Genomic DNA, 22,676 nt, shown 5'->3' with positions numbered 1-22,676 from the left:
CTCGAAGCTGGAGAGACCAGGCAAGCCAAATTCGAATCGCTAGAATCGCGTTAACGCTCGCCGGCCCGGCAGCGCCGGCCCCCGGGGTGCGTCAACACCACCGAGGGCCTGACCCGACCCACGGAGAGCCCCGTGAATCAGGCTGCCCTGCACCATAGCACGACCACCGCCCTCGCCACCCTGGGCGAGACCCCTTCCACGTTCTTCTTCGACGACAAGCCCGTCCGCGTCATCGACCGCGCCGGCGAGGCGCTGTTCGTGGCCGCCGACGTCTGCGCGGCCATAGGCACGGTCAACGTGTCCGCGGCCTTGAAGGCCCTGAGCCCGGACGAGCGCAGCATCGTCACCCTCCGCATCGACGACCGGAATACCCTCGGTTCAAGCGAGGGTAATCGCCGGGGCAATCCGCTCCGCTCGGTCATCACCGAGGGCGCCATGTACACCCTCATCTTCCGGTCGCGGAACGCCATGAAGGAGAGCAGCGCGCCCTACCGCTTCCGCCGCTGGGTCGGTGACGTGGTCCTTCCTTCCATCCGGAGGACAGGCACCTACGCGGTCCCGGTCGCGCCGGTGCCGGTACCCGCGCCGACAACCCTGCCGGTCATCAACGTGCGCGACCAGGCGCAGCTGCAGGTCATCGCCCTGCAGCTTCTCCAGGTGACGCAGGAGCAGGCCGCGAACCTCGCCTTGGCCGAGGCGAAGGTCGAAGCCGCTCGGCCAGCCGTCGAGTTCTGCGAGGCCCTCGCCGACAGCGACGGGACGTGGGGCCTGCAAGCAGCGGGCAAGGCGCTCCGGCAGCCGCCGAACAAGTTCGTCGCGTGGCTCAAGGGCAGGCACGACCTGTTCGAGCGCAACGGGGGCAACATGGCGTCCCAGCGCCTGATCGACCGCGGCCTCTTCACGGTGGTATGGGCCGAGCATGGCGGGAAGCCCCGGCCGGTCACGCGGCTCACCGGCAAGGGCATCGTCTTCTACGCGAAGGAGCTCGGCGTGAAGCCGCCGGCCCCGCCGTCGCAGGGGTCCCTGCCCGGGTTCTGACCCCGGTGCGCGGAATGCGTAGCTAAGTCGGGTTGGCTACTCCGGAGGCCCGGTTTCCCTAGCGAAGCCGGGCCTTTGCGTTTCGGCCGCCCGGACGGTCCGCGGCGACGCCGGAAGGAGAGCGATGGCCATGGCAAGCGCCTCGGCTTCCATGGCGAGGAACCGGCCCTCGACGGGGAGCATCTGCCCGGCGTCGACGAGGTGGGCCGTCCGCAGGATGCGCACCCGCGCGGCCCGGCCGACGAGCGGGCAGATCTCGCCGGCCGCGACGGCGGCCTGGATGCGGGCCGCCGCCGCGGCGAGGTCAGAGCTCAAGGGACGTCCTCCAGCGGGCCGAAGGACACCGCGACGCCCTCGGCCTCGTTGGCGATGCGGCGGGCCTCGTCGGGCGCCATGCGGCCGGCCTGGACGAGACGGCTGACGCGGAGGACGCGAGCCCGCAGGCCGCGCCCGACTAGGGAGCAGCACCGGCCGCTTTCCCATAGGGCCTGGATGCGGGCCGCGGTCGCGGCGAGGTCGTCGAGGACGGGGGATGCTTGGAGCATGTGTGCCACCCTCATTGACGCACCGCGAGCCGGTCCCGCGCGGCGACCAGGCCCTCGACGAGATGGCGCAGCGACCTCACGCTGCCATCCCGCCAGTGAGCGGCGAGGACCGCTTCCTCCTCGGGGTCCGGGTCCGGAAGCCAGACGGCGTCGAGCCCGCGCTCACCCCGCAGGTCGGCGAGGATCGCGCGCGACAGGGACGGGAGCGACGCCGCGGTCCTCGGTCCCATCTCCAGCACCCGGAACCGGCTGAGCAGGGCGGGGTCGAGGCCGGCGCGCGAGTTCGCCGTCGCGACGTAGCTGACCGCCGACAAGTCGACGGCGCACTCCAGGTACGGGTCATGATATGCCTTCGCGGTCTCGCGCTCCGTCAGGGCCAGGACGCCGTCGACCAGCCGGCCGTTATCGAGCCGCGTCCCGGCGCGCGAGATCTCGTCGAGGACGACCAGCACCGAGGCTGCCTCGGCACGTCGGATCGCCTGCAAGGGGACGCAAGCGCGACCCGAGCTCCACTGCCGCGACGTGCCGATGAAGCTCGAATCGGCCACCCCGGCGCAGCCGTAGACCGTCACCGCCAGTCCGAGGACCTCGCCGAGGCGCCTCGCCAGCCGGCTCTTGCCGGTTCCCGGGGGGCCGAGGAGGAGCGTCGGCGGCAAGGCGACGTAGGCCCGCCCGGCCAGCGGCCGGAGGATCGCGTCGATGACGGCGGCGTCGTCCGGAAACTCGGACACCAGGTCGGCCTGGGCCGCCGCGAGGTCCGGGACGCGGGCGAGGGGCAGCCGCCGGCCGGCAAGAGGCGCCCACTCCGCCCTCGGGGTCGATCCCGTCGCGCCGCCCGGGCGCGCCTCGCCGGCCTTGGCCAAACCCGGCAAGTGCTCGATGGCAGCCAAAACCATCAGGCTCGGCCCGCTCTCCAGCCGCTTCTTCGCCGCCTTCTCCGCGGCGGCCTTCCCGCGGGCCTCAGCGGCCCATGCCGGTTCCGGTGCGGGCGCGCCCCGGGACGCATCGTCGAGGAGCCGCCCGCCGCGGGCCAGGGCCGCCTGCAGGGAGCCGAGCGCACCGCCGCCCGGGCGCCACGTCAGGCTGTCCGTGTCCTCCGCCAAGCCGAGGCTCGCCCTCGCGTAGATGTACCCATCGGCGCCGGCGAGCAGGTCCCGCATCCGTCCGCGGACGTATTCGCGGCCCTGCTCATGACCGCACTCCCATAGGCAGAGGGCCAGGACACCGGCAAGCAAAATGAAATGCCCGTCGACGATCTGCTCCTCGTCAGTGCAGTCGAGAGCCATGAATTCGCCCTCGACGATGCACCCGCGCACGTAGTCGAACGCGGTCGAGACTTGGACGGACAGCGTCTGCAAGGCCGTGCGCTTGTCGTGAGGCGCGTCATGCGCGTAGGCGTCGAAGGCGATCTTCAACGCCCTGTAGACGCCGACCAGCCGCACGTCCTCCCCGATGGCCGTGGCGGGCCGAAGCGAGGGAACCGTCCTGCCGTAGCGGGCGGTCACGAGGAGGGCTGCCGGGGCGAAGGGGAAGCCGCCCCGCTTGGGAGCCTCCGCGTCGCCGGATAAGTAGCGTTCGAGGGCGCACGCCCGCGCGCCCTCGTCCAGGGTGCTCGTCATGTCGGGTATCCTTCACCGCGCGCCCGAGCGGAACTCAGGCGCAGAGTCGAACTGGATACCCCGCCGATCCTGAAGGAACTATTACCCGCCGCTGGCCGGCAGCCGCTTCATGTCCCGCGCCCGCGCGACGAGAGCCAGGGCGTCATCCAGTCCCTGCCGGGCGAGCCCCGAGCAATCGGCGCCCCGGGCCGCGGCCGGCGTCGCGCCGGCGTCGTCGAGGAGCTCGGCGGCCGCGAGGAGGAGGTACCCGAGCCCGCGCGGCCGGGGATGCCCGGCGCCGTAGCCGAGGATGGCAAGCGCCCAGGCTGGCAGGCCGTTCCGGGCGATCCTGTCCCCGACGACCGAGCGCCGGTTCAAGTCGAGCACGCGCGCGAGCGAGCCGAGGTAGTCCCCGCCCCACAGCGCCGTCGCCGCGGCCTCGACGGCGGCCGCTAGGGCCTCGCCGGCCTCGTCGAGCGGGACGGGCCGGCCCCCGACTTGGAGCTCGCGCCCGACGACGAGGAGGGGCTGACCGTCGAGGGTACCGACGGCGTCCGGGTGGTCCGGGACAGGATGGAGGGCGACGCGCATGGCGCCCGGGATAGCACGGCGGAGCGGCCGGCATGGTTAACGGGCGTGGTCCCTTGCGTGCCCAGGACGCATCCTGCGGGCATGCCCGAGGTCGCGATAACGCGACCTCAAGGCTCCCTCAGGCGGGAAATGTCGCGTTTATGAGTCGGATCGACATCCAGGAACTCGGCCAAGCCATTAAGGAAGCGAGGCGCGAGAAGGGTCTGACGCAGGGCCAGGTGGCCGTCGCCATCGGCTCCAGCCGCACCCGCATTATCGCCTTTGAGAACGGCTACAACCCCGACATGTCGTTCGCCACCGTGCTGCGCATGATGAACATGGTCGGCCTCGACCTGGCCCTGACCACTTTCAACTACGGGTGGCCTACGCTCGACGACCTCCAGCGCGAGCAGGCCGAGGAGGACGAGCGGAATGCCCGCCGGGGCCCGCCCCGGCCGCGCTGGTAGCCGCCCGCCCGGATACCGGACCTGTCGCCGATCCCGGCACCCCTCGTTCGCCTCGACGAGACGCACCGGCGCCTCTGCCGCTACGCCGAGCAGCACGGCCTCGACATGGCTGACCTCGGGGACCGCGCGACGCTCTCGGCCCTGATGGGCTGGGACCCCGCGCCGAGCCTCGTCCCGGACGGCTGGCGCCGGCGCATGACGGATGCCGACCGGGCGCGGGCCATGCGCCGCCTGGCTCTGTCCGGAAATCCGGCGGACTGATACGCTTTCCGTATGATTTGGTCAGCTTAGCTGTGAACTGGGGGTGGTTTGGTGCATTGCTAGGGCATGCTGATTGTCGAGGGAGGCGCCGATGGCCGGCCCTGTCGCACACCTGAGCGTGTCGGAGTTGGAGGAGCGTTTCACGGCCTGCCGTGACGCGCACACTGCCCGCCAGACCCAGGCGATCTGGCTTTTGGCCAAGGGCCATAGTTTCGCGCAAGCCGCCGCGGCCACCGCGTTCAGTGAACGCTGGGTGCGCCGTCTGTGCGAGCGCTACAACGCCGAGGGGGTCGAAGCGCTGGGCGATCGGCGCCGCCACAACGGCGCCACGGCCAGCCTCCTGACGCCAGACGTCCTCGAGCGAGTGCGCCAGCGCCTGGCCGAGCCGCCGCCGGACGGGGGCGTGTGGACGAGCCGCAAGGTGGCAGACATCCTGGCTCAGGACCTGGGGCGGGAGGTGGCGGTGCAGCGCGGCTGGGAGGCGCTCAAAGCGCTGGGCTGGTCGCTGCAACGGCCGCGCCCGCGCAATCCGCGTGCGGCCACCCCCGAGGCCGCACAGGCTTTTAAAAAAAGTTGGCGCAGGCCGTCGACGAGGAGGAGGCCCGTGAGCCGCATCTCCCCGTCGTCGCCTATGCGACGGACGAACACCGCCTCGGCCTGAAGCCGGTCACGCGGCGGGTCTGGGCGCCAGCGGGCGAGCGGCCGGTGGCGCTGGGTCACCATCGCTTCAAGTGGCTGCACGTCACCGCCTTTGTGGCGCCGGAGAGCGGCGAGACTGTAGCGCGGCAATCTGGATGATTGGTCAGCGACAATCTGGATGAGGCACATTGGCGTCGCGGCGGGAGGAGTTTGGTCCTCTGGTGAGCGCGGCGCAAGGCTGATTGGCCGTTTGATTGACGCGGCGCGGCGATCACGGCGCCGTCTTCGTTGTCGCGCGGGTTGGTGGGCGGCCGGGCCCGCGTTTGCGATCCAGAGCGGCACGCCGCCGATAGCTCTCGACGTTCATCTCGAAGATCGTGGCGTGATGGACGAGGCGGTCGACGGCAGCAAGCGTCATGGCCGGGTCGGGGAAGACCTTGCCCCATTCACCGAACGGCTGGTTGGCGGTGATGAGGATCGAGCGCCGCTCGTAGCGGGCGCCGATCAGCTCAAACAGTACGCTGGTCTCGGCCTGATCCTTGGTGACGTAGGCGAGGTCGTCGAGGATCAGCAGGTCGAAGCGGTCGAGCCGGGCGAGGGCCGCTTCCAGGGTGAGGTCGCGCCGGGCGATCTGGAGCTTCTGGACGAGATCGGTGGTGCGGGTGAACAGCACCTTCCAGCCGCTCTCGATCAGTGCCAGGCCGATGGCGGCCGCCAGATGGCTCTTGCCGCCGCCGGGCGGCCCGAACAGGAGCAGGTTGGCCCCGGTACCGAGCCAGGCGTCGCCAGCGGCGATGGCCATGACCTGAGCCTTGGAGACGGACGGGACGGCTTCGAAGTCGAAGGTGTCCAGGGTTTTGCCCGGCGGCAGGCGTGCTTCGGCGAGATGACGCTCGATGCGACGTCGGTCGCGTTCGGCGAGCTCGTGCTCGGCGAGGGCGGACAGGAAGCGGGCTGCCGGCCAGCCTTCCGTGTCGGCCTTTTCGGCAAAGCTCGGCCAGACGGCCTTGATGGTGGGCAAGCGCAGGTCGCCAAGCATGACGGCGAGGCGGGCGACGTCGGCGGCGGAGGCGGTCTTCATGCGACCTCTCCCGTCTGGACGGTGGAACCCAGCAGCCCCTCGTAGCTGGCGAGCGTCGCCAGATGGACGCTGACGTGCGGGATGCCGGCCGGGTCCGGTGCGAAGGTGACGCGTAGGGCCGCCAGGTCGGGCAGACGTCGGGCCTCCAGATCCGCGGCGAGCCTCACCGCGAGTTCGGCTTCGCAGCCTCGCTCGTGGGCGAGCGCCAGGAGTTCGACCATGACGCGGCAGGCCTGCCGTTCGGGACCAGCCTGCAACAGGGCGTCGAAGGCGTGGCGGTAGGCGTCCCGTGGGAAGAGCCGGTCGCGGTAGACGAGGTTGAGCAGCGCCATCGGCTTGCGCCGCAGGGCGTGGATGACGTGGCGGTAGTTCACGACCTGATCGTGGCGGCCATCGGGATGGGCTCGCCCACGGGGTAGTTCCAGGAGTGGGGTCCCGCCAAGGAACAGTGCGAGGCGGTCGTCGTAGAGGCGCACGCGCAGGCGGTGCCCGATCAGGCGCGAGGGCACGGTGTAAAACACCTTGCGCAGGGTGAAGCCGCCCGAACTGGTGACCCGTACGACCGTCTCCTCATAGTCGCAGCTCCGATGCCGGGGCAGCGCCTTCAGCGAGGCCCGTTCGCTGTCAATCCGCCGGGCGTTGCGGGCATTCCGGCGCCCGACGAACTCGTCGAGGAAGCGCCGGTAGGCTGAGAGATCCGGGAACTCGCGGCTCGCCCGCAGCAGGAGCGCGTCGGCGATGGCGCGCTTGAGATGGCCGTGCGGCCCCTCGACGGCCCCGTTCTCATGGGCGAGGCCGGCGTTGTTGCGGGTCGGGGTCATGCCGTAATGGGCACATAGCGCCTCATAGCGGCGGGTGAGGTCGGCGCTCGCGTCCGCGTCGAGATTGCGGAAGGCGGCCGAGAGGCTGTCGGTGCGGTGCTCGCCGGGTGCGCCGCCCAGGCTCCAGAGCGCATTCTGCACCCCCTCAGCCAACGCCACGAAGCTCTCGCCGCCCAGCACCACGTGGGCATGCTCGAAGCCCGAGTAGGCGAGCCGGAAGTGGTAGAGCCGGTGATCGAGCGCGATCCCCGCGATGGTGATGCCGGCGGCATTCATGTCGGTGAAGTCCGACAAGCCGATCCGCCCGGGCTCGTGGGTTTGGCGGAAGATGACCTCCTGCTCCGCACCGTGCAGCGCCCGCCAGGACCGGATGCGGCGCTCCAGGGTGCGCCGGACGCCGGCATCGAGCTCGGGGTGACGCCGGATCATCTCCTCGAACAGGGCGATGGGACGAAGGCCCGGGGAGGCCTGCAGGAGGGGTACGACCTCGGCCTCGAAGATCTCGGCCAGAGGATCGGGCCGCCGCCGACCCCTGGGAGCCTTCTTCAGAGATGGCAGGCGTGGATCCTGCTCGATGCGGTCGGCGGTGGCGGGACTGAAGCCGGCCTTGGCGGCCGCGGCACGTCGCGGGTCGGTCTGACGGAACTGCATGTAGAGCCTCATCTGGCGATCGGTCACATGGCGGCCGGGCATGCGGGACCCCTCCTCGGCGAGGAGGGCCGTCCGCACAGCCGGTCGGCCGTGATCGCCAGATCTCGTTCGCGTCCCTACGCTCGGGCTTCGCCCTCCCTCCGGGACGCGAACGAGATCAGTGCCTCATCTTGATTGTCGTGCCGTCACCATCCTGATTGTCGGGCTGCAGCGAGACGGTGTGGTACCTCTCCAACGGCCTGTCCAAGCCGTTCTTCGAGCGGCTGCTGGCCGACTTCGCGCGCGAGGTCGGAGCGGGCACGCGCTGCCGGGCGGTGGTGGTGCTCGACAATGCCGGCTGGCACACCCAGCCCAATCTGCGCGTGCCCGAGGGCGTCCGGCTGGTCTACCTGCCGCCCTACACGCCCGAACTGCAGCCGGCCGAGACGCTGTGGCCGTTGGTCGACGAGCCGGTGGTCAACCGGCACATCGCCAACCTGGATGAGCTGGAACGGGTGGTCGAGCAGCGATGCGCCACCTTGAGCGAGCAGACCAACGTCATCCGCTCACGCACAAGCTTCCACTGGCTGCCCAAAACTGCCAAGCCAAAACCCAAGCTGGCCTAATTAACCGGAAACCGTATGATCGTGGTCCTACTCGGCCGCGACGGCGACCTTGCGGGGACGCCGCGCAACATCGGACACGCTCTCGCGGATGCGACGCTCCGCCAGCGAGGCATAGGCGTCGTTGAGCTCGACCCCCACACCATGGAGGCCGGCCCGCGCCGCGGCGACGAGGGTGGTGCCCGATCCTAGGAAGGGGTCGAGAACCGTGCCGCCGGTCGGGCAGCCGCAGGCAAGGCATCGCTCGACCAACTCGACGGGGAACGGCGCGCAATGCGCATAGGGGTTCTCCGGCCGGGCGTGGATCACCCAGACGTCCTCCGCCCCGTTCAGACCGGACCGGTCGAAGCGGTACCGCGGCCCCTTCGAGAACAGGAACAGGTGCTCGTACGTCCGCCAGGGCCGGTCCTTGGCGGTCGGCTCGCCGAGCGCGTTCGGGCGCTGCCAGATGATGGGGCTGCGCAGGACCCAGCCGTCCGCCTGCATGGCCAGGGCGACTCGCCACGGGAGGCCGATCAGCGACTTGCGCGGCAGGCCGAGGCCAGGCCCGTCGACCGCGCGCAGCTTCTGCCGGGCCATGAGGCGGGCCGAGTGCTTCGGGTCGTGACCGAGGGGGGCGGCCCTTCGCGTTGTAGTAGGCGTCGCCGAGGTTGAGGAACAGCACGCCGTCGTCGGCGAGCACGCGGTAGGTCTCCCGGAAGGTCTCGACCAAGGCCGTTACGTACGCCTCGATGGTCGCCTCGTGCCCGATCTGCCCCTCGACCTCGTAGTCGCGCTGCCAGAAGTACGGCGGCGAGGTCACGACGCAATTGACCGACTTGGCGTCGAGCGCGCGCAAGCCCTCCCGGACGTCCGCGGTGACGATGGGGCGGAGCTAACCCCTACAGCGTTGAGGTTCGGTTGTTGCGGAATCGCCTCGGGAGTCAATCGGAAGCTCACGGGAGGTGCCATGTCCGAAAATCCGGACATGGCCGCCCAGGAGATCCGGCAAGGGAAAACGTAACCACGCCGGCAGCCGCCGCTTGCCGAGGGAGTCGGGAGCTGCGATCCCACCCTGGCCCCGCATGGAGAGCGCCGTGAAACGAATAGCCACCCCCCGCACCGAGAGACCCACCCACCCGGGGGCGTGACCGCGAGCGCGGCAGCCCCTTCGACAGGAGGCTGCCCCGATGAAGAACTCGACCTCGAACCCCATCACCTACTTCACCGCCGATACCCATTACGGCCACGAGGGCATGATGGAAGGGCGAATGTCCCGGCCGCGACCCTTCGGCTCCGTCGAGGAGCATGACGAGACCCTCATCGCCAACTGGAACGCCGTCGTCCGGCTCAGCGACGAGATCTGGCATCTCGGGGACTTCGCGTTCGGCTGCTCGGCCGAGCACGCGGCCGCGGTGTTCAAGCGCCTCAACGGCGTCAAGCGGCTCGTCTGCGGGAACCACGAACAGCGGGGCCGGCGGTTGCCCTGGGCGAGCCAGCACGAAGGGTTCGTCGACGTCACCGTCGAGGGCACCCGGCTGTTCATGTGCCACTACTCGATGCGGGCCTGGCCCGGCATCTGGCAGGGGACCCTCCACCTTTTCGGGCACACCCACGCCAGCCTGCCGGACACGCGGCGGTCGGCGGATGTCGGCGTCGACGCCTGCGACTTCCGGCCGGTGCGGCTCGACGAGATCAAGGCGCGCATGGCACGGGCGGCGACCTGGCCCGAGGAACTCGCCGCCGACGCGGCCGCAGGCAAGATCCGCTGAAACGCCGAAGGGCCCCGGGGAGCGTCCCGGGGCCCTTCGGCTATTCGGCTTCCGCGATGGCTACGGCCGCCCGGCGCAGGGCCTGGGCCCGCCCCTCCAGCCCCAACGCCTCCCGCCCGAGCAGCGCGAGCAGCGCCGGCGCCACCGTCTCGGGGATGCCTCGCTGGCCCGCGGCCCACCGCTGCATGAGGCGCGCATCGACATCGAGGGCGGCCGCCAGGGGGCGGCGCCACTCGTCACCGAAGAGGGCCTGGCCGGCGGCCGCGAGCAGATCGGGCGTCACGCTTCCGCTCTCCAGACGCAGGCGCCCTGCCACTCGTCCACCCACGCCATAAGCTCCAGCGGCTCGTCCGGAGTGACGCCGCAGGCCCACGCCAGGACCTCACCGCTCGCGAGGGTTCCGAGGTACCGGTCGCCGGGCCGATCCTCGCGGTACCACGCCGGCCGCGGCCGGCTACAGGCGGCCGCGATGGAGGCTGCGACGCCCTCGGCGTCGGCGCGGGTGCGGGCGCCCTTGAGGTACTGGAGTGCCGGCAAGGCGCTCAAGGCAGCGCGGCGGGCGCCGAGGGCGTGGAAGTGCACGGGGTTGTTGTCGTTCACCGTCGCCTCCCTCAGATGGCCAGGCCGAGGGCACGGTCGTCGGCGTCGAGGGCCGCGAGATCGCGCTCCAGCAGGACCTGCGCGAGATCGACCTGAAGGCCGCTGAGTCCCTCGCGCTCGCGGCGCTTTCGCCCCTCAGGCAGCGCATGCGTGTAGAGGAGGCGGACCTCGATCTTCCCGTCGAGGTCGAGGTCGTTCTCCAGGGCCCAGTTGACCCAAGCCTCCTTGATCGGGCGCGTGCTGCGCCAGTCGGCCTGGATGACGAGGTCGAGCTCGGGGTGCGGGTACTCGTCGTACGGGGCCGCGATGCGAGCGTGCACGACCGGCGTGGCGCCGGCGGCATGGAGCGCGTCGGCGATGCGCTCGCGGTCGGCCTGTTCAAGGCGGCGGGCGGGACGCGAAAGAATGGGGGCGGTGGGACGCATGATGCCGAGGTCTCCCGTGCGGCGGATGGGCGGTCGGCAGGGCCGACCGCATAGGGACCATGGTACGATTCGCGATGCCGGGCACAAGAGCCCCCGCGGCCCGTGTGGCTTTCGTCGTCCGAGCGCACCCTGACGGGGTCACCCCTCAGGAGGAAACCGTGCGCTCGCTTATCCGCTTCATCGCCGCCATCATGCGGGCCGCCCTGGCCGCTATGGCGGCAGTCCCCCGGCTCATCTGGGACGGCGCCCGCTGGGTCGCCCGGGCCGTCACCGCCCCGCCGCCGGCAGTCGCCGAGGCGCAGGCCGAGGCCATGGCCGAGATCGAGGCGATGGCGCAGGAGGACGCGGCCACCAAGGCTAAGCCCGCCTCGACGCCAGCCGCCGTCCACGAGGCATGGGGGCGCGCCGCGGTGGCGCACCTGGCACCGCTGCCCGGGCAGGCGCCCGAGGCGACGGCCTGCCTCGACGACGCGGCGCGCGTCTACCTCGACCGGCTGACCCCGGAGCAGGCCCTCCGGCTGGCGTCGCTGGAGCCCCGCCACGTCGGCGCGCACCTGCTCGGCAACCGGCATCTCGCCGCGCTGCCCCGGCCGCTCACGATGGCAGAGTGGCGGAAGGAGGAGATGGAGCGCCTCGCCGTGAAGGTGGCGCCCCAGCCGCACCCGGACGCCGAACCCCGGCGCGACCGGCGGGAGGCGTCCCACCGGCCGGCACCGGCCTTCGCCGTCGCCTGATCGGACGGCCCGACGCAAGCGAGCCCGCCCCGGGAGACCGAGGCGGGCTTATTTATTTGTGGATAACGCCATCTGTCTTGCTTAACCGACTTGACTCTTTCCCCCAGCACACGCGCTGGCATCACGGGATGCGACGGTGGCATCTCGTCATGCCGCGGCGGCACGCGCGCGGAGAATGAGGATGCGGCGGCGCTGCTCGTCTTCGTCTTGGCGGGCGGCCTCGGCGCGGGCGGCGTCCGCCTGCCTGGCCCGAACAGCCTCGATGCGTCCGGCGCGGACCCGCGCGGCGACGGCGCGCCAGGCATCCGCCGTCTCGGCATCTCGCTCGGCGCGGGCGGCCCGGCCGGTGATGAGGGCGGAGGCAAGGCCGCCGGCGAAGGAGTAGGCCGCGGTCTCGAAGGCCTGCCCGACTTGGTGGGCGCTGGTGTGGTAGTGCGTCATCAGGGCGGCCTCCCTCGTTCGGTGCCACCTTGAGATCGCAGCTCGCCGAATCGGCGCCAAGGCTCGCCGGTCGACTTCCTGTGGGCAGAGTAAAGGAAGTCCTGGGCGTTCCCCCTCAGCCGGACGCGCCAACAGAAAGGGCGCCCCCTGGAAGAGGAGCGCCCCGTTACCATGCCTCATTGAAACGGATACTTGGCTGGACGCCGTCCGGGTCGCCGCCGCCTCAGCCGGCCCGGCTCGTCGGCCCCGGGAGCAGCTTCCCGGCGATGACCGTGCGCCGCATCTCCGGGCTGCCCCCCCGCGCCCGCAAGGCCTCCATGGCGTAGCGGAGGATCGGCGCCAGTTCGACGGTGAGCCCCTCCACGGTCCCGGCGCGCCGGACCAGGTCGGGGACGCCCGCCTCGCGCAGCACACGGGCGAGCGCCCAGGCGATGGCGCTGTCGACGGTGCGCGTGTCCGGGACGCCTTGGCGGCGGCGGGCGGCGCGTTCGATCCGTTTGCGGGCAGCGTCCTGCCGGCGGGCCGCGGCCGCCACGGCGGCGCCGGTGAGCACGGGCTCCTCCCGACCCTCCTCCGGCAGCGCCATGGCCATCTCGGGCTCGGCCGGGGGCACGAGGTCCTGCCCGGGCTCGTCGTCGGGCTCCGGGAGGGGCGTGTCGTCCTGATCGGCGTAGATCTCCTCCAGCCTATCGCGGATGAAGGGGTCCTGCTCGTCGTCGTCGCGGTCGTCGTCGTAGCGCATGGGGGGCTCTCCCGGGTGACGAGGGAATCGTCCCACCGGTCCTCGAAAGCCACCAGCCGCCATCCCTGTGGACGGCGGCAACGCGCCGGTGTCCGGAAATGCGGCCGTAACCCCGCGCCCGCCATCCCCGGGACGGTGGCGGAGGGCGCGCGATGGCGGGGATGGACCGAGACGACATGAGGCTGGCGGGCCGGGTCATGGAGGCGCTGCGCCTCCGCGACGCCCACGCCGGCTACATGGAGATGCTGCGCGCCGGGGCGGCCGCATCGCCGCCGGGGCGCCCGGGGGCCATTGCGGAGGCGCAGGTCAAGGCGGCGGACCTCGACGCATGCCTGTCGCGGGTGCTCCGGCGAGTCCAGGTGAAGGACGATACGCCCGAGCCCTTGGTGCGCCTGGTCGCCGAGGAGCGCAGCCGCGCGACCGCGCCGGTCCGTCAGGCGCGGGGACGCCGCGGCGGCTCGGCCGGATAGCCCCATCCCGCCGTAGCGAGCTCGGCGCCGTCGCGCAGGCGTCACGCCGCCTCAAGCGGCGCGTTCGGAGCCATCTGCCGGTATGCTACGGGTTTGCTACCGGAAGGTTCGGCGCGCGGTCGCGGCGACTGCTCTGCAGAGGGGAGGAGCGCTTGGCCGTTCCTTCCGCCGCCCGCTTAGAAGGCGGCTGCTCTATCCAGCTGAGCTACGGGGCCTGACCGCCGGCGGTGGTAGCAGGAGCCTCGCCGGTCGTCCACGGGAGAGTCGGGCGGGCCGTCACCCGCCGGCGGCGCGGCGCTCGGGGGCCGGCGCGGCGGCGATGCCGCGCGCGCCCTCGGCGATCAGCCGGGTGACGAGGTCGGCGTAGTCCGCCCGGGTCAGGCCGGCACCGGGGCGAAACCAGAGATAGTGCCAGTTGACCATGCCGAAGAACGACATGGTGACGGGCTTGAGGAGCGGCGTGCCGGCGAGGTGGGGCGCCACCCCGGCGATCGCCTCGGAGAAGAGGCGCACCAGCTCGCGCTCGCTCGCCTTCAGCTCCGCCTGCCGCTCGGGGGCGAGGAGGCCGAGGTGGTTGATCTGCACCTTGTGCTGCGCGTCGGCATCCCGGTAGGCCTCGAGCAGGGCCTCGGCGAGGCCGCGCAGGCGCGCCTCGGGCGGCAGGCCCGGGCGGTCGGCGGCCTCGACGGCTTCCAGCAGCTCCTCGAGATGCAGCCGGATCACGTCGAACAGGATCTCGTCCTTGTCGCGGTAGTAATGGTAGAGATTCGCCTTCGAGACGCCGCAGGCCTCGGCGATCCGGCTCATCGAGGCGCGGTCGTAGCCGTGGGCGGCAAACAGCTCGGCCGAGCGATCGAGGATCGCCCGGCGCTTGTCGTCGTAGTCGGTGGCGCGGGTGCGGGCCATGAGATCTCGTCGCTGCTGGTCTCGTATTACTCGCGGGGACGCCGGTCGACGACCCGGCGGGCCTTGCCCAGCGAGCGCTCGATGCCGCCGGGCGCCAGCACGTCCACCGTCGCGGTGATCCCGATCGTGTCCTTGACCGCCTGGCAGAGCCGGTCGGCCGCCGCCTCGCGCAGATCCGCGATGTCGGCCTCCGGCCGGGCCTCGACGCGGATCTTCATGGTGTCCATCCGGCCCTCGCGGGAGAGCACCACCTGGTAATGCGCCGAGAGCGCCGGGATCGTCAGGATCTTCTCCTCGATCTGGCTCGGGAAGACGTTGACCCCGCGCACGATCATCATGTCGTCGGAGCGCCCGGTGATCTTCTCCATCCGGCGCATCGCCCGGGCGGTACCGGGGAGCAGCCGGGTCAGGTCGCGGGTGCGGTAGCGGATCACCGGCATCGCCTGCTTGGTGAGCGAGGTGAAGACCAGCTCGCCCTCCTCCCCGTCCGGCAGCACCACGCCGGTCTGCGGATCGATCACCTCGGGGTAGAAGTGGTCCTCCCAGATGTGGAGCCCGTCCTTGGTCTCGACGCACTCGCTGGCGACCCCCGGCCCCATCACCTCGGACAGGCCGTAGATGTCGACGGCGTGGAGGTCGAACGCCTCCTCGATTTCCTGGCGCATCGCGTTGGTCCAGGGCTCGGCCCCGAAGATGCCGACCTTGAGCGAGGAGGCCCGCGGGTCGAGCCCCTGGCGGCGGAACTCGTCGAGGATCGCCAGCATGTAGGACGGCGTCACCATGATGATGTCGGGCTTGAAGTCCTGGATCAGCTGGACCTGGCGCTCGGTCATCCCGCCCGACATCGGGATCACCGTGCAGCCCAGCCGCTCGGCGCCGTAATGCGCGCCGAGCCCCCCGGTGAACAGCCCGTAGCCGTAGGCGACGTGGACCAGCATCCCGGGCCGTCCGCCCGCCGCCCGGATCGAGCGCGCCACCACGTCGGCCCAGGTGTCGATGTCGGCCTTGGTGTAGCCGACCACGGTCGGCTTGCCCGTGGTGCCCGACGAGGCGTGGATGCGCGCCACCTCCTCCCGCGGCACCGCGAACATGCCGAACGGATAGTTCGCCCGCAGATCCGCCTTCGCCGTGAAGGGGAAGCGGGCGAGGTCGGGAAGGTCGGAAAAGTCGCGCGGATGCACGCCGGCGGCGTCGAAGGCGGCGCGGTAATGCGGCACGTTGGCGTAGGCGTGGTGCAGGGTCTCGCGCAGCTTCTCGCGCTGCCAGGCGGCGAGCTCCGCCCGCGAGGCGGTCTCGAACCGGTCGAGCTCGGAGGCCTCCGGTACCATGCGGGCGAGCTTGCGGGGGGCGATCTGGAGCATGGCGTCTCTCCCTGGAGTATTTTTGACTTTCTATGTGTAGATTACCCCGATCACCCCACCCGCGACCTCATCCTGAGATGTTAGTCGATCGAAGATCGGCTGACCTCGAAGGAGAGCTCCAGGGAGCGCGAGACATCTGCAGCCCTCCTTCGAGGCTCCCTTCGGTCGCACCTCAGGATGAGGTTGTGGGTGGGATGAGGCGTAGCGGCGTTCAGGGGGGCTCCGATTGGGCAGACGGCACCGCTCCCCCCTCCCCCGCCAGCACCGTCCCCGGCACCGTGCGCGAATGGCCGCGGAACTCCGCCACCACCTGCCCCTCCGCGTCGGTCACCGTCACGTCGTAGATCCCCGAGCGTCCCTCGCGCACCCGCTCGACGGCCCGCGCCGTCAGCACCTCGCCGCGCCTTCCCGGCCGCAGGAAGGTCACGGCGCAATGCTGCGCCACCGCCCGCTGATTGTGCGCGTTGCACGCGAAGGCGAAGGCCGAATCGGCGAGCGCGAAGATGAAGCCGCCGTGGCAGGAGCCGTGGCCGTTCGTCATGTCGTCGCGCACCCGCATCGACAGCACCGCCTCGCCCGGCCCGGCATGGTCGAGGGCCATGCCGAGGCCCCGGCTCGCCCGGTCCTCGGCCCACATCGCCTCCGCGCAGGCGCGGGCCAGCTCGCCGGGATTCACCGGCGCCGCCCGGTGAAGCGGGCCGGGCGCTTCTCCAGGAAGGCCGCGACGCCCTCGCGGTAATCGGGCGTGCGCCCGGCCTCGCCCTGCAGCTCGCTCTCCACGGCGAGCTGGGCATCGAGGTCGTTGGTCTCGGAGGCGTCGAGGGCGCGGCGGATCAGGGCGAGGCCGTAGGTCGGCTGCGACGCGAGGTGGGCGGCGAGCCGATGCGCCTCGGCCATCAGGTCCGCGTCGTCGATCACCCGCCAGATCATGCCCCAGGCCTCCGCCTGCTCGGCGGTGATCGGCTCGGCGAGCAGCGCCATGCCGCGGGCCCGGGCCCGCCCGGCGAGGCGCGGCAGCAGCCAGGTGCCGCCGGCATCCGGAATCAGCCCGAGCTTGGCGAAGGCCTGGAGGAACTTGGCCGAGCGGGCGGCGAGCACGAGGTCGCCGTGGAAGGCGAGGCTGGCGCCCGCGCCTGCCGCGACGCCGTTGACGGCGCAGATCAGCGGCATCGGCAGGTCGCGGATCTGCCGGACCAGGGGGTTGTAGAAGGCTTCGAGGGTGCGCGTGAGGTCGGGCTCGACGTCGGGCGCGAAATTGCGGGCCGAGAGGTCCTGGCCGGCGCAGAAGCCGCGGCCGGCCCCGGTGAGGATCAGAGCCCGGCAGTCGGGATCGGCGGCAGCCTCGCCGAGCGCCGCGCGCAGGGCGAGGTGCAGCGGCTCGTTGAAGGCGTTGAGCCGGTCGGGCCGGTTGAGGACCAGCACCCGGTAGCCGGCGTGGCGCTCGACCAGCACCAGGGTCTCGCTCGTCTCGCTCATTCGGTTCCGTCCTCCCCGTCCCGCCGTGTCGGGCCCCGAGGAGCCGCCGGCGCGATCTATTGACCAACCGGACGGTAAATTATAAAGCTGCGCGGGTGAAGTCAAACGCACGCCCTCAGCCAAACGCCAGGGTGGACGGGCGCCGCGCGGACTTGCCAACAAAGCGGACTTGCAAAGCACGACCGGACGGGCTCAACGAAGGCCCGTGACGCCAGCGACCGGAGCAACAACCGGCGCGGCCCGTAAACGGGAGGATACCACCATGAAGCGCATCGTCTGGGCGCTCGCCCTCGCCGGCACCGTTCTGGCCGGTCCCGTGCTGGCACAGCCGATCAAGATCGGCGTCACCATCGCCAAGACCGGCCCGGCGGCCTCGCTCGGCATCCCGCAGGCCAACACCGTGACGCTGCTGCCGACCGAGATCGGCGGCCAGAAGGTGGAGTGGATCGTCCTCGACGACGCGACCGACACCACCAAGGGCGTCGCCAACGCGCGCAAGCTGGCGAGCGACGATAAGGTCGATGCCATCGTCGGTTCCTCGGTGACGCCGGTCTCGCTGGCGCTGATCGAGGTCGCGGCCGAGGCCAAGGTGCCGCTGATCAGCCTCGCCGCTTCCTCCAAGATCGTCGCCCCGATGGACGACAAGCGCCGCTGGGTGTTCAAGGCGCCGCAGAACGACGGCCTGATGGCCGAGGCGATCGCCGCCCACATGGCCAAGGCCGGCGTGAAGTCCGTCGGCTTCGTCGGCTTCAACGACGCCTACGGCGACGGCTGGCTCGCCGAGATCACGCCCCGGCTCGAGGCCAAGGGCATCAAGCTCGCCGCGACCGAGCGCTACGCCCGCACCGACACCAGCGTCACCGGCCAGGTGCTGAAGGTGATGGCGGCGCGTCCCGACGCGGTGCTGATCGCCGGCTCGGGCACGCCCGCGGCGCTGCCGCAGAAGACGCTCAAGGAGCGCGGCTACGCCGGCAAGTACTACCAGACCCACGGCGTGGCCAATGCCGACTTCCTGCGCGTCGGCGGCAAGGACCTGGAAGGCACGGTGCTGCCGGCGGGTCCCCTGCTGGTGGCCGAGCAGCTCCCGGAATCGAACCCGGTGCGCAAGGTCGCCCTCGATTACACCAAGGCCTACGAGGCGAAGTTCGGGCCTGGCTCGCTCGCGACCTTCGGCGGCCACGCCTACGACGCGCAGGTGCTCTTGGCGAACGCGATCCCTGTCGCGCTCAAGACCGCCAAGCCCGGCACGCCCGAGTTCCGGTCGGCGCTCCGCGACGCGATCGAGGGGTTGAAGGACGTCGTCTACACCAACGGCGTCGTCAACATGACCCCGACCGACCATGTCGGCCAGGACGACCGCGCCCGCGTGATGGTGACGATCGAGAACGGCAAGTGGAAGCTGTTGTCGGCGACGAATTGAACGGCGGATCCTGATCGGACGCCAGGCCGCTCTCCCTCCCTCCACCTCATCCTGAGGTGTTAGTCCATCGCAGATGGACTAACACCTCGATGGAGGGCTCCAGACATCTTTGCGATCATCGGAGCCCTCCTTCGAGGCTCGTTGCACTCGCACCTCAGGATGAGGTCGCGCGTGGGACAGACATAAAAAATCACGGCATCCCCCAAGACGCCCAGGATCCCATTCCGTGGACGCCACGATCCTCCTTCTCCTCCTCCAGGACGGCGTCGTGAACGGCGCGATCTACGCGCTGATCGCCCTGTCGCTGGTCCTGGTCTTCACCGTCACGCGGGTCATCCTGATCCCGCAGGGCGAGTTCGTCGCCTATGGGGCGCTGACGCTGGCGAGCCTGGAGGCCGGCACGCTGCCGGGCACCGTGCCGCTGCTCCTCGGCCTCGGCGGCCTCGCCTTCCTGGCCGATTGTGCCGAGGGACGGCACACCCTCGACGGGCGCGGGCTCCTGCGCCTCGCGCTGCGGGACCTCGCCCTGCCGGCGCTCGTCGCCGCGGCGGCCTGGATCCTGGCGCCGACGAAGCCCGGCCTCGCGGTCGAGATCCTCCTGACCCTCGCCATCGTGACGCCGATGGGCGGCTTCCTGCACGCGGTGGCGTTCCGGCCGCTCGCGCATGCCTCGGTGCTGGTGCTCCTGATCGCCTCGGTCGGCGTGCACCTGGCGCTGACCGGCCTCGGCCTGGTGTTCTTCGGCGCGGAGGGCTCGCGGACCCCGCCGCTGTCGGAAGCCTCGTTCCCGGCCGGCCCCCTGCTCGTCAGCGGCCAGTCGCTCTGGATGATCGGGCTCACGCTAGCGATCATCGTCGCGCTCTGGCTGTTCTTCTCGCGCACGCTGCTCGGCAAGGCGCTGATCGCGACGGCCGTCAACCGGCTCGGCGCCCGGCTGATGGGCATCGCCCCCTCGCTCGCCGGTCGTCTCAGCTTCTCGGTCGCGGCCTTCATCGGGGCGCTGTCCGGCGTGCTGATCGCGCCGCTCACCACCGTCTACTACGACACCGGCTTCCTCATCGGCCTCAAGGGCTTCGTTGCGGCGATCATCGGCGGGCTCGCGAGCTACCCGGCGGCGGCCGCCGCCGCGATCCTCGTCGGCATCATCGAATCCGTCGCCTCGTTCGAGGCCAGCGCCTTCAAGGAGGTGATCGTGTTCATGGCGATCATCCCGGTCCTGCTCTGGCGCTCCCTGCGCTCGGCCCCGGTAGAGGACGAGGAGTGACCATGCCCACCCGTCTCGCCCCCACCCCACTCCTGACCGGCCTCTTCGCCCTCCTGGTCGTCGCCCTGCCGTTCCTGCCCGGCGTGCCGCCGTTCTGGCTCACGCTGATGACCTATGCCGGCCTCTCGGCGATCGTGGTCACGGGCCTCGTGGTACTGACCGGGGTTGCGGGCATCACCTCCTTCGGGCAGGCGATGTTCGTCGGCATCTCGGCCTACGCCACGGCGCTGCTGACCACGCAAGGGGGGCTCTCGCCCTGGCTCTCCCTGCCGGCGGCCCTGCTCCTGTCGGCCGTCGCCGCCTGGGTGATCGGCGCGATCACGCTGCGCCTGTCGGGCCATTACCTGCCGCTCGGCACCATCGCCTGGAACATCTCGTTCTTCTACGTGCTCGGCAACACCGACGCGCTCGGCCGCTACGATGGGCTGACCGGCCTGCCGCCGATCTCGCTTCTCGGCCACCCGGTGCTGGGCGGCGGCGAGGCGATGCTGCTGACCTGGGGATTCCTGGCCCTGAGCCTCTGGCTCACCCACCGCCTGCTGCGCTCGCGCACCGGCCGGGCGATCCGGGCGCTCAAGGGCGGGGTCGTCGCGGCGGAATCCTTCGGGGTCGACACGGCGCGGGTGAAGATCGTCGCCTTCGTGTACGCGGCGATGCTGGCGGCTTTGTCGGGCTGGCTCTACGCCCACATCCAGCGCGCCATCAACCCGACGCCGTTCGGCATCAATGCCGGCATCGAGTACCTGCTGATGGCGGTGATCGGCGGGGCCGGCTCGATCGGCGGCGGCGTCTTCGGCGCCGTGCTGGTGACGGTGCTGAAGGACCAGCTCCAGAACGTGCTGCCGCTGGTCTTCGGCGCCCAGGGCAACTTCGAGGCGATCGTGTTCGGGGTGCTGCTGGTGGTGATGCTCCAGCGCGCGCCGGACGGCCTGTGGCCGCTGATCGTGCGCCGCTCCGTCGCCGCCCCGCCCGACCGAGGGCCGGCGCGCGAGCCCCTGGCGCCGCGCCCGGCCGCCGCCCCCGGCACGGCGCTGCTCGAAGCCGCGAACCTCAGAAAGACCTTCGGGGGCCTCGTTGCGGTCAACGACATCGGGTTTGCCGTGAGGGCCGGCGAGGTGGTGGCGCTGATCGGGCCGAACGGCGCGGGCAAGAGCACCACCTTCAACCTCGTCACCGGGGTGGCACGCCTCACCGCCGGCGCGGTGCGGCTCCGGGGGACGGACGTGACCGGCCTGCCGGCGCGGCGCATCGCCCGGCTCGGCTGCGCCCGCACCTTCCAGCACGTCAAGCTCGTCGCCGGCATGTCGGTGATCGAGAACGTGGCGCTCGGCGCCCATCTGCGCGGCGCCGCCGGCCCGGTCCGCGGCGCGCTCGGCCTCGATGCGGCGGAGGAGGCCGCGCTCTTCGCCGAGGCCGACCGCCAGCTCGCCCGGGTGGGATTGACCGCCTGCCGCGACCTGCCGGCGGGCAGCCTGGCGCTCGGCCAGCAGCGCATCGTCGAGATCGCCCGCGCGCTCTGCCTCGGTCCCCAGCTCCTCCTCCTCGACGAGCCGGCCGCCGGCCTGCGCCACCAGGAGAAGCAGGCGCTGGGCGACCTCCTGCGCCGCCTGCGCCAGGAGGGACTCGGCATCCTGCTCGTCGAGCACGACATGGATTTCGTGATGGGGCTCGCCGACCGGCTGGTGGTGATGAATTTCGGCGCCAAGCTGTGCGAGGGCGCCCCCGCCGCGGTCCGCCGCGACCCGGCGGTGGTCGAGGCCTATCTGGGGAGCCCGGCATGACCGTTCCGATGCTCGAGGCGCACGCCGTCTCCGTCGCCTACGGCAAGGTCGAGGCGGTGCGGGGCGTCTCGCTCAGCGTCGCGCCCGGCCGGCTCGTCACGGTGCTGGGCGCCAACGGCGCCGGCAAGACCACGCTGCTCAACGCCCTGATGGGGGTGCTGCCGGCGAAGGGGACCCTCCGCTTCGAGGGGCGCGACCTGACCCGGCTGCCCGTCGAGGCCAGGGTCGCGCTGGGGCTGAGCCTGATCCCCGAGCGGCGCGAGCTCTTCTCGACGATGACCGTCGAGGACAACCTGAAGCTCGGCGCCTTCCGGTTCCGCACCACGGGCGGCGGCGATCTCGGCGAGATGTACCGGCTCTTTCCCCGCCTGGCCGAGCGCCGGCGCCAGCAGGCCGGGACGCTCTCGGGCGGCGAGCGCCAGATGCTCGCCATGGCCCGCGCGCTGATGGGCCGCCCGCGCCTCCTGATGCTCGACGAGCCGAGCCTCGGCCTCGCCCCCCTGATCGTCGCCGAGGTGATGCGCACGGTCGCGCGCCTGCGCGACGAGGGGGTGGCGATCCTGCTCGTCGAGCAGAACGCCCGTGCCGCGCTCCGGATCGCCGATCACGGCTACGTCCTCGACGGCGGCCGCGTGGTGCTGGAGGGCGACAGCCGCACCCTGCAGGCCGACGCCCGGGTCGCCGAGACCTATCTCGGCAGCCTCGGGGCCGAGACGCCGGACCGGGCCGCGGCGACGGGCTGACCTCGGGGCCGCGCGGGACGGCCGGCGGTCCCCCACGGCGGGAACGCCGTCACCCGCCAGGGTCGTATCGCGGCCTCGCAGGATACAACCGCTTCCTCCCGGTCCGGAACCGCCACCGAGGGGCTTGCCGCCACCGCCCTCGCCGGGTACCTACGGACAGGTTTCGCGTCACCGTCCCCGCGACCGAGCGCTCCGCCCCGTCCGCGGGCCAATCGCCAGGACACCGAAGACGAAACCGAAGGGCCTGTAGCTCAATGGTTAGAGCCGACCGCTCATAACGGTCTGGTTG

General features: G+C 71.4%; 28 protein-coding genes and 1 pseudogene. 12 read left to right on the top strand and 17 right to left on the bottom strand.

Features of this window, described 5'->3' with window-relative positions:
- The first annotated feature begins 132 nt into the window (after window positions 1-132).
- Window positions 133-1,038 (top strand): phage antirepressor KilAC domain-containing protein, encoded by a 906-nt coding sequence (locus tag V3T34_RS10440; RefSeq protein WP_305076777.1) that lies wholly within the window; start codon window positions 133-135, stop codon window positions 1,036-1,038.
- A 36-nt stretch (window positions 1,039-1,074) separates the two neighbouring features.
- On the opposite strand, the gene V3T34_RS10435 is transcribed toward V3T34_RS10440, so the two are convergent.
- The 4 genes from V3T34_RS10435 to V3T34_RS10420 all read right to left on the bottom strand — a co-directional run bounded on the left by V3T34_RS10435 (window position 1,075) and on the right by V3T34_RS10420 (window position 3,772).
- Window positions 1,075-1,353: a hypothetical protein gene (locus V3T34_RS10435; protein WP_305076778.1), complete on the bottom strand. Its 279-nt coding sequence runs from the start codon at window positions 1,351-1,353 to the stop codon at window positions 1,075-1,077.
- The gene (locus V3T34_RS10430; RefSeq protein ID WP_305076779.1) at window positions 1,350-1,583 is read right to left on the bottom strand and encodes a hypothetical protein; all 234 of its coding nucleotides are present in this window, start codon (window positions 1,581-1,583) and stop codon (window positions 1,350-1,352) included. Before V3T34_RS10430 ends, V3T34_RS10435 begins: the two co-directional genes overlap by 4 nt.
- A gap of 11 nt (window positions 1,584-1,594) precedes the next feature.
- Entirely contained in the window at window positions 1,595-3,088 is a 1,494-nt protein-coding gene (locus tag V3T34_RS10425) for an AAA family ATPase (RefSeq protein ID WP_305076780.1), read from the bottom strand.
- 195 nt (window positions 3,089-3,283) lie between these two features.
- Window positions 3,284-3,772 carry a hypothetical protein gene (locus V3T34_RS10420; protein WP_305076781.1) on the bottom strand — a complete coding sequence of 163 codons (489 nt, stop codon included), beginning with the start codon at window positions 3,770-3,772 and terminating at the stop codon, window positions 3,284-3,286.
- Between the two features lie 140 nt (window positions 3,773-3,912).
- Here V3T34_RS10420 and V3T34_RS10415 point away from each other — a divergent pair, with 140 nt between their 5' ends.
- The 3 genes from V3T34_RS10415 (at window position 3,913) to V3T34_RS10405 (ending at window position 5,140) form a co-directional block, all read left to right on the top strand.
- A complete protein-coding gene (locus V3T34_RS10415; RefSeq protein ID WP_305076782.1) occupies window positions 3,913-4,218 on the top strand; it encodes a helix-turn-helix transcriptional regulator in 306 nt (101 codons plus the stop codon).
- Between the two features lie 105 nt (window positions 4,219-4,323).
- Entirely contained in the window at window positions 4,324-4,479 is a 156-nt protein-coding gene (locus V3T34_RS10410) for a hypothetical protein (protein WP_305076783.1), read from the top strand.
- Window positions 4,480-4,570: 91 nt separating this feature from the next.
- Window positions 4,571-5,140, top strand: a complete 570-nt coding sequence (locus tag V3T34_RS10405) for a winged helix-turn-helix domain-containing protein (RefSeq protein WP_305076784.1) — start codon at window positions 4,571-4,573, stop codon at window positions 5,138-5,140.
- A 249-nt stretch (window positions 5,141-5,389) separates the two neighbouring features.
- Here the strand turns inward: V3T34_RS10405 and istB are convergent, their stop codons facing one another.
- Together istB and istA are read right to left on the bottom strand one after the other, a co-directional pair.
- Complete coding sequence (istB, locus tag V3T34_RS10400; protein ID WP_056481133.1) at window positions 5,390-6,199, bottom strand: IS21-like element helper ATPase IstB; 810 nt, start codon at window positions 6,197-6,199, stop codon at window positions 5,390-5,392.
- Window positions 6,196-7,713 carry an IS21 family transposase gene (gene istA / locus V3T34_RS10395; RefSeq protein WP_305076785.1) on the bottom strand — a complete coding sequence of 506 codons (1,518 nt, stop codon included), beginning with the start codon at window positions 7,711-7,713 and terminating at the stop codon, window positions 6,196-6,198. The genes istB and istA overlap by 4 nt, the downstream gene beginning before the upstream one ends.
- Before the next feature lie 176 nt (window positions 7,714-7,889).
- Between istA and V3T34_RS10390 the strand changes: the two genes are divergently transcribed.
- Entirely contained in the window at window positions 7,890-8,276 is a 387-nt protein-coding gene (locus tag V3T34_RS10390; protein WP_305076786.1) for a transposase, read from the top strand.
- A gap of 27 nt (window positions 8,277-8,303) precedes the next feature.
- On the opposite strand, the gene V3T34_RS10385 is transcribed toward V3T34_RS10390, so the two are convergent.
- Window positions 8,304-8,852, bottom strand: coding sequence for a DNA-methyltransferase (locus V3T34_RS10385; RefSeq protein WP_305076787.1), 549 nt, complete (start codon window positions 8,850-8,852; stop codon window positions 8,304-8,306).
- A gap of 61 nt (window positions 8,853-8,913) precedes the next feature.
- Window positions 8,914-9,075 (bottom strand): annotated as a pseudogene (locus V3T34_RS10380) (DNA methyltransferase); the annotation flags it as partial.
- 367 nt (window positions 9,076-9,442) lie between these two features.
- Here V3T34_RS10380 and V3T34_RS10375 point away from each other — a divergent pair.
- On the top strand, window positions 9,443-10,024 hold the full coding sequence (locus tag V3T34_RS10375) for a metallophosphoesterase family protein (RefSeq protein ID WP_305076788.1): 582 nt from the start codon (window positions 9,443-9,445) through the stop codon (window positions 10,022-10,024).
- A gap of 40 nt (window positions 10,025-10,064) precedes the next feature.
- Here the strand turns inward: V3T34_RS10375 and V3T34_RS10370 are convergent, their stop codons facing one another.
- Genes V3T34_RS10370 through V3T34_RS10360 form a run of 3 tightly spaced genes read right to left on the bottom strand, consistent with a single transcriptional unit; the run spans window position 10,065 to window position 11,049 of the window.
- Entirely contained in the window at window positions 10,065-10,307 is a 243-nt protein-coding gene (locus V3T34_RS10370) for a hypothetical protein (protein ID WP_305076789.1), read from the bottom strand.
- On the bottom strand, window positions 10,304-10,624 hold the full coding sequence (locus tag V3T34_RS10365) for a hypothetical protein (RefSeq protein ID WP_305076790.1): 321 nt from the start codon (window positions 10,622-10,624) through the stop codon (window positions 10,304-10,306). Before V3T34_RS10365 ends, V3T34_RS10370 begins: the two co-directional genes overlap by 4 nt.
- Before the next feature lie 11 nt (window positions 10,625-10,635).
- Window positions 10,636-11,049, bottom strand: coding sequence for a hypothetical protein (locus V3T34_RS10360; protein WP_305076791.1), 414 nt, complete (start codon window positions 11,047-11,049; stop codon window positions 10,636-10,638).
- 158 nt (window positions 11,050-11,207) lie between these two features.
- Between V3T34_RS10360 and V3T34_RS10355 the strand changes: the two genes are divergently transcribed.
- Window positions 11,208-11,783, top strand: coding sequence for a hypothetical protein (locus V3T34_RS10355; RefSeq protein ID WP_305076792.1), 576 nt, complete (start codon window positions 11,208-11,210; stop codon window positions 11,781-11,783).
- 147 nt (window positions 11,784-11,930) lie between these two features.
- Here V3T34_RS10355 and V3T34_RS10350 read toward each other — a convergent pair whose 3' ends face one another.
- On the bottom strand, window positions 11,931-12,224 hold the full coding sequence (locus V3T34_RS10350; protein ID WP_305076793.1) for a hypothetical protein: 294 nt from the start codon (window positions 12,222-12,224) through the stop codon (window positions 11,931-11,933).
- Window positions 12,225-12,447: 223 nt separating this feature from the next.
- Window positions 12,448-12,966: a hypothetical protein gene (locus V3T34_RS10345; protein ID WP_305076794.1), complete on the bottom strand. Its 519-nt coding sequence runs from the start codon at window positions 12,964-12,966 to the stop codon at window positions 12,448-12,450.
- Window positions 12,967-13,142: 176 nt separating this feature from the next.
- On the opposite strand from V3T34_RS10345, the gene V3T34_RS10340 reads away from it, so the two are divergent.
- A complete protein-coding gene (locus V3T34_RS10340) occupies window positions 13,143-13,436 on the top strand; it encodes a hypothetical protein (protein WP_331369156.1) in 294 nt (97 codons plus the stop codon).
- Window positions 13,437-13,712: 276 nt separating this feature from the next.
- On the opposite strand, the gene V3T34_RS10335 is transcribed toward V3T34_RS10340, so the two are convergent.
- The 4 genes from V3T34_RS10335 to paaG form a co-directional block, all read right to left on the bottom strand.
- The gene (locus tag V3T34_RS10335) at window positions 13,713-14,342 is read right to left on the bottom strand and encodes a TetR/AcrR family transcriptional regulator (RefSeq protein ID WP_048431418.1); all 630 of its coding nucleotides are present in this window, start codon (window positions 14,340-14,342) and stop codon (window positions 13,713-13,715) included.
- Window positions 14,343-14,368: 26 nt separating this feature from the next.
- Complete coding sequence (gene paaK, locus V3T34_RS10330) at window positions 14,369-15,703, bottom strand: phenylacetate--CoA ligase PaaK (protein WP_305076796.1); 1,335 nt, start codon at window positions 15,701-15,703, stop codon at window positions 14,369-14,371.
- A 211-nt stretch (window positions 15,704-15,914) separates the two neighbouring features.
- Complete coding sequence (gene paaI / locus V3T34_RS10325; RefSeq protein WP_091888343.1) at window positions 15,915-16,340, bottom strand: hydroxyphenylacetyl-CoA thioesterase PaaI; 426 nt, start codon at window positions 16,338-16,340, stop codon at window positions 15,915-15,917.
- A gap of 35 nt (window positions 16,341-16,375) precedes the next feature.
- The gene (gene paaG / locus V3T34_RS10320; RefSeq protein WP_305076797.1) at window positions 16,376-17,179 is read right to left on the bottom strand and encodes a 2-(1,2-epoxy-1,2-dihydrophenyl)acetyl-CoA isomerase PaaG; all 804 of its coding nucleotides are present in this window, start codon (window positions 17,177-17,179) and stop codon (window positions 16,376-16,378) included.
- A 262-nt stretch (window positions 17,180-17,441) separates the two neighbouring features.
- Between paaG and V3T34_RS10315 the strand changes: the two genes are divergently transcribed.
- The 4 genes from V3T34_RS10315 to V3T34_RS10300 all read left to right on the top strand — a co-directional run bounded on the left by V3T34_RS10315 (window position 17,442) and on the right by V3T34_RS10300 (window position 22,387).
- Window positions 17,442-18,599 (top strand): ABC transporter substrate-binding protein, encoded by a 1,158-nt coding sequence (locus V3T34_RS10315; protein WP_091888224.1) that lies wholly within the window; start codon window positions 17,442-17,444, stop codon window positions 18,597-18,599.
- 226 nt (window positions 18,600-18,825) lie between these two features.
- Window positions 18,826-19,863 (top strand): branched-chain amino acid ABC transporter permease, encoded by a 1,038-nt coding sequence (locus tag V3T34_RS10310; protein ID WP_091888222.1) that lies wholly within the window; start codon window positions 18,826-18,828, stop codon window positions 19,861-19,863.
- 2 nt (window positions 19,864-19,865) lie between these two features.
- The gene (locus tag V3T34_RS10305) at window positions 19,866-21,644 is read left to right on the top strand and encodes a branched-chain amino acid ABC transporter ATP-binding protein/permease (RefSeq protein WP_305076798.1); all 1,779 of its coding nucleotides are present in this window, start codon (window positions 19,866-19,868) and stop codon (window positions 21,642-21,644) included.
- Window positions 21,641-22,387, top strand: a complete 747-nt coding sequence (locus tag V3T34_RS10300) for an ABC transporter ATP-binding protein (RefSeq protein WP_305076799.1) — start codon at window positions 21,641-21,643, stop codon at window positions 22,385-22,387. Before V3T34_RS10305 ends, V3T34_RS10300 begins: the two co-directional genes overlap by 4 nt.
- Window positions 22,388-22,676: the final 289 nt, after the last annotated feature.

This window comes from Methylobacterium ajmalii, from assembly GCF_036448855.1.
Taxonomy (GTDB): domain Bacteria; phylum Pseudomonadota; class Alphaproteobacteria; order Rhizobiales; family Beijerinckiaceae; genus Methylobacterium; species Methylobacterium ajmalii.
Note: the sequence above shows the minus strand (reverse complement) of the source record. Positions and strands in the feature narration are given on the sequence as shown.

Excerpts from the sequence above, each read along its gene's own strand:
- V3T34_RS10385 (WP_305076787.1), bottom strand. The coding sequence starts at position 8,852 with ATGGCCCGGCAGAAGCTGCGCGCGGTCGACGGGCCTGGCCTCGGCCTG.
- V3T34_RS10345 (WP_305076794.1), bottom strand. The coding sequence starts at position 12,966 with ATGCGCTACGACGACGACCGCGACGACGACGAGCAGGACCCCTTCATC.
- V3T34_RS10415 (WP_305076782.1), top strand. The coding sequence starts at position 3,913 with ATGAGTCGGATCGACATCCAGGAACTCGGCCAAGCCATTAAGGAAGCG.
- V3T34_RS10375 (WP_305076788.1), top strand. The coding sequence starts at position 9,443 with ATGAAGAACTCGACCTCGAACCCCATCACCTACTTCACCGCCGATACC.
- V3T34_RS10305 (WP_305076798.1), top strand. The coding sequence starts at position 19,866 with ATGCCCACCCGTCTCGCCCCCACCCCACTCCTGACCGGCCTCTTCGCC.
- istA (WP_305076785.1), bottom strand. The coding sequence starts at position 7,713 with ATGCCCGGCCGCCATGTGACCGATCGCCAGATGAGGCTCTACATGCAG.
- V3T34_RS10430 (WP_305076779.1), bottom strand. The coding sequence starts at position 1,583 with ATGCTCCAAGCATCCCCCGTCCTCGACGACCTCGCCGCGACCGCGGCC.
- istB (WP_056481133.1), bottom strand. The coding sequence starts at position 6,199 with ATGAAGACCGCCTCCGCCGCCGACGTCGCCCGCCTCGCCGTCATGCTT.
- V3T34_RS10360 (WP_305076791.1), bottom strand. The coding sequence starts at position 11,049 with ATGCGTCCCACCGCCCCCATTCTTTCGCGTCCCGCCCGCCGCCTTGAA.
- V3T34_RS10315 (WP_091888224.1), top strand. The coding sequence starts at position 17,442 with ATGAAGCGCATCGTCTGGGCGCTCGCCCTCGCCGGCACCGTTCTGGCC.
- paaK (WP_305076796.1), bottom strand. The coding sequence starts at position 15,703 with ATGCTCCAGATCGCCCCCCGCAAGCTCGCCCGCATGGTACCGGAGGCC.
- paaI (WP_091888343.1), bottom strand. The coding sequence starts at position 16,340 with ATGTGGGCCGAGGACCGGGCGAGCCGGGGCCTCGGCATGGCCCTCGAC.
- V3T34_RS10335 (WP_048431418.1), bottom strand. The coding sequence starts at position 14,342 with ATGGCCCGCACCCGCGCCACCGACTACGACGACAAGCGCCGGGCGATC.
- V3T34_RS10340 (WP_331369156.1), top strand. The coding sequence starts at position 13,143 with ATGAGGCTGGCGGGCCGGGTCATGGAGGCGCTGCGCCTCCGCGACGCC.
- paaG (WP_305076797.1), bottom strand. The coding sequence starts at position 17,179 with ATGAGCGAGACGAGCGAGACCCTGGTGCTGGTCGAGCGCCACGCCGGC.
- V3T34_RS10420 (WP_305076781.1), bottom strand. The coding sequence starts at position 3,772 with ATGCGCGTCGCCCTCCATCCTGTCCCGGACCACCCGGACGCCGTCGGT.
- V3T34_RS10405 (WP_305076784.1), top strand. The coding sequence starts at position 4,571 with ATGGCCGGCCCTGTCGCACACCTGAGCGTGTCGGAGTTGGAGGAGCGT.
- V3T34_RS10350 (WP_305076793.1), bottom strand. The coding sequence starts at position 12,224 with ATGACGCACTACCACACCAGCGCCCACCAAGTCGGGCAGGCCTTCGAG.
- V3T34_RS10300 (WP_305076799.1), top strand. The coding sequence starts at position 21,641 with ATGACCGTTCCGATGCTCGAGGCGCACGCCGTCTCCGTCGCCTACGGC.
- V3T34_RS10410 (WP_305076783.1), top strand. The coding sequence starts at position 4,324 with ATGGCTGACCTCGGGGACCGCGCGACGCTCTCGGCCCTGATGGGCTGG.